Origin of the sequence: Mesorhizobium sp. M7A.F.Ca.CA.002.04.1.1 (genome assembly GCF_004022805.1) — a bacterium.
In the GTDB taxonomy this organism is placed as follows: Bacteria; Pseudomonadota; Alphaproteobacteria; order Rhizobiales; family Rhizobiaceae; genus Mesorhizobium; species Mesorhizobium ciceri.
On sequence record NZ_RZPL01000809.1, the window covers coordinates 1 to 2,403 of the forward strand.

4 protein-coding genes are annotated in these 2,403 nt (G+C 60.8%); 1 reads left to right on the plus strand and 3 read right to left on the minus strand.

Going from position 1 to position 2,403, the window contains the following annotated elements; translation table 11 throughout:
- Together ENZ75_RS28765 and ENZ75_RS28770 are read right to left on the minus strand one after the other, a co-directional pair.
- Window positions 1-594, minus strand: a 594-nt coding sequence (locus ENZ75_RS28765; RefSeq protein ID WP_164888076.1) for an MFS transporter, incomplete at its 3' end; no start/stop codon positions are given.
- Between the two features lie 184 nt (window positions 595-778).
- The gene (locus ENZ75_RS28770) at window positions 779-1,180 is read right to left on the minus strand and encodes an SH3 domain-containing protein (RefSeq protein WP_063168298.1); all 402 of its coding nucleotides are present in this window, start codon (window positions 1,178-1,180) and stop codon (window positions 779-781) included.
- Window positions 1,181-1,420: 240 nt separating this feature from the next.
- Here ENZ75_RS28770 and ENZ75_RS28775 point away from each other — a divergent pair, with 240 nt between their 5' ends.
- Window positions 1,421-1,996: a TMEM175 family protein gene (locus tag ENZ75_RS28775; protein WP_013530981.1), complete on the plus strand. Its 576-nt coding sequence runs from the start codon at window positions 1,421-1,423 to the stop codon at window positions 1,994-1,996.
- Window positions 1,997-2,048: 52 nt separating this feature from the next.
- On the opposite strand, the gene ENZ75_RS28780 is transcribed toward ENZ75_RS28775, so the two are convergent.
- The gene (locus ENZ75_RS28780) at window positions 2,049-2,330 is read right to left on the minus strand and encodes a hypothetical protein (RefSeq protein WP_027160626.1); all 282 of its coding nucleotides are present in this window, start codon (window positions 2,328-2,330) and stop codon (window positions 2,049-2,051) included.
- Between the last annotated feature and the right edge of the window lie 73 nt (window positions 2,331-2,403).

The following is a 2,403-nucleotide window of genomic DNA, read 5'->3' on the forward strand; positions in this document are numbered from 1 at the left end:
CACCGTTTCGCGAGTGCGCCAGACCAGGATCGTCACCACCACAAGTGCTGCCAGATAGACGATGAAGATCAGCCGCAACGGCCATGGCTCGTATTCAGCCAGAAATCCCGAAATCAGTGCGCCGAGGCCGAGGCCGAGGAAATTGGTGCTGGTGGCAATCACACTGGCGCGCGACTTGTCCGCGCCGGGAAGAAGCTCGGCAATCCACGCGGTTCCGGTCCCCGCGCCGACGCCGATGCCAAGCCCGCTCAGGATGCGGGCGACGTCGAGCGAGACGACGTTTACGGCAAACAGGAAGACAAGCGCACTGACGATGGCGACGAGCATGGCCGCCAGGCTCGCGGGCCGGCGTCCGACAATATCGGAGACGCTGCCCAACATCAGAAGTGCCGCCAGATTGCCGACGACATACACGGCGTAGATCAGCGTCAGGGTGATTTGTGAAAAGCCGAATTGCTGCTTGTAGACGATGTAGAGCGGCGTCAGCACCGTGCTGCCGGCAAACAGCACCGCAATCATCGCGGCGACGGTGGGGATTGCGAGAGCATCGCCACCTGCCCCTTCGTGCGTATGCGCAAAATCGCGAATGGCCATGGCCAACCTCGTCACCAATTTCGGGGATCGAGGATCTAACGCGGTTTCATCCACGACGTTCCAACCGACAGGCAGGCTCCTGACAGCACGGTGGACATTGCTTGAGCGGGATGTCCGCCGGCTGAACAGGCTCGGATCGGGGCCAGCGGCTCCGATCCGTCATCTATCGTTCAACCGGTCGGCGTTACCTGCAAGCAAAGCCGGGCGCGATCTTGCACTTGCCGGGACGCGGCCTGTGCGGCGGCCGATGGTGCGGAGGACGGTGCGGCTTGTGCCAGTGTGGCGGCCGATGCGGCGGACGCACGATGATGATTGGCGGGCGAACGATCTGGGAGCGTTCAAGATAACCGGCGCTGGCCCAGCCGCTCACGCCGCCGCCATGGATTCTACACCAGCCCGGCTGGCAGCCGGTGACATTGACCCTGAAGCCGGCGGGCAGCGTTCCCACTTTGGCGTATCCCGCTCCCGGCCCGCTGCGGACGTTGAGGTTGGTCGAGGTGTGAGCGCTGTAGGCGAAGGCCGCGGCGGACGTCCCGAACACCGCGGCCAGGATGGTCGCGGCCACAAGCAGAAAACGAAATCTCATCAGTCCCCTCCATTCGAATCCCGGCCGTTCATCTGCTTCGGCCAAGACTGCCCTGCAAGAGGAGCGGCCAAGCCAAGAAAAGTCAACAGGTGGGCGGCCGTAACCGTCCTGGCCAGCGGGACTGATGCCGGATTTTCCTTGGACATGGTTGAGGAATTTCGCGGTTGCCATTTATTGGCTCCTCAACATCCGCTAGCGTTACTCTCTTTCGACAATTCATCGCGGGCAAAGGTGGGATCCATGGGCAAAGGCAGGGTCGAGGCATTCACCGATGGCGTCGTGGCTATCATCATCACCATCATGGTGCTTGAGTTGAAAGTGCCGCATGGCGAGGATTTCTCCGCCTTGGTGCCGTTGTGGCCGATCTTCTTCTGCTACGTGCTGTCCTTCATCAATGTCGGCATCTACTGGAACAATCTGCACAACATGTTCCACACCGTTCAGCGGGTCGACGGGCGCGTGCTGTGGGCGAACCTCAATCTGCTGTTCTGGCTGTCGCTGATGCCGGTGACCACAGCCTTCATGGGCGAGAACCACTTTGCGCCGGTGCCGGTAGCAGTCTATGGCACCGACCTCGCGCTATGCGCCATCGCCTACACCATACTCGCCGCCGCGCTGCATCGCCTGCACGGCAATGATACCGCCTTTGCCAAGGCGCTGGGTAATGACCGCAAGGGGAAGCTCTCGCTGGCTGTCTATATCGTGGCCGTCGTGCTGACCTTCGTCAGCCAGTGGATCGGCGTCGCGCTCTATGTGCTGGTCGCGATGATATGGCTCGTACCGGATAGGCGCTTTGCGCGGGTGATCGAAAAGTAGTTGTCTTCACACATTTTCAAGGTAGAGCGCTGCACGGCTTTCCCAAATTGCCCTACTTGCGCATCGCTTTCAGTTTTTCCGCCACCGATGCGGCGAGGTCGGCATAGAGCTCCTCCAGCCGTTCCGCGGCCTTGATGATCGAGAAATCATGGCCGAATTTTTCCAGCGCCATGCGCAGTTTCTCGACGAACTCGGCTTGTTTCTCCAGCGCGGAAAAGAGTGTCTTCACCTGCGCTTCGCTGATGTCGGGATTGGCCAGCATCTGCGGCACCTCGCGGCCCATCTGGTCGCCAATGGCGGTCTGCTCCTTCAGAATTGCAACCCAGTCCGTCAATCAGGAACCTCCGTTTGTCCCCAGGCCTAAATCTCTTTTGCGGGGACAAAGGGCAACATGCGCAGCCTCGGCC

What these genes read in the sequence shown, in the direction of transcription:
- ENZ75_RS28770 (WP_063168298.1), bottom strand. Translation starts at nt 1,180, where the DNA reads ATGAGATTTCGTTTTCTGCTTGTGGCCGCGACCATCCTGGCCGCGGTG.
- ENZ75_RS28775 (WP_013530981.1), top strand. Translation starts at nt 1,421, where the DNA reads ATGGGCAAAGGCAGGGTCGAGGCATTCACCGATGGCGTCGTGGCTATC.